The sequence below is a fragment of the Marinifilum sp. D737 genome (assembly GCF_026672275.1).
Classification (GTDB): domain Bacteria; phylum Bacteroidota; class Bacteroidia; order Bacteroidales; family Marinifilaceae; genus Marinifilum.
On the sequence record NZ_JANQCD010000127.1, the window covers coordinates 1 to 317 of the forward strand.

General features: G+C 45.4%; 1 protein-coding gene. It reads right to left on the bottom strand.

Annotation, left to right across the window (positions count from 1 at the left end; genetic code table 11):
• Window positions 1-317, bottom strand: a 317-nt coding sequence (locus NQ163_RS20725; RefSeq protein WP_268192206.1) for a cadherin repeat domain-containing protein, incomplete at both ends; no start/stop codon positions are given.

Genomic DNA, 317 nt, shown 5'->3' on the forward strand with positions numbered 1-317 from the left:
GTTGCCTTGTGATCGGTCAACAAATCAGATTCGTAGTCGATGTTGCCTTTCACTGTCACTACTCCGGTCGAAGCGTCAATCGCAAACCAACTATGAAAATCATCGGTCAACTCATAAGTAACTGCATCGCCGTCGGCATCTACCACATTAGCAGTAATGTGAACAGCATCGCCAAGGGAGGCACTTTCCGAAATCTCATCTGCTGCCGTATCAATATCAGCAATGGTTTTGCCGGTTAAAACATCATCCTGGTCGGTAGTTGTATCATCAATGATGTTAATATCAAAGGCCGTTTGAGTTGATGAACCGTCAGCCGA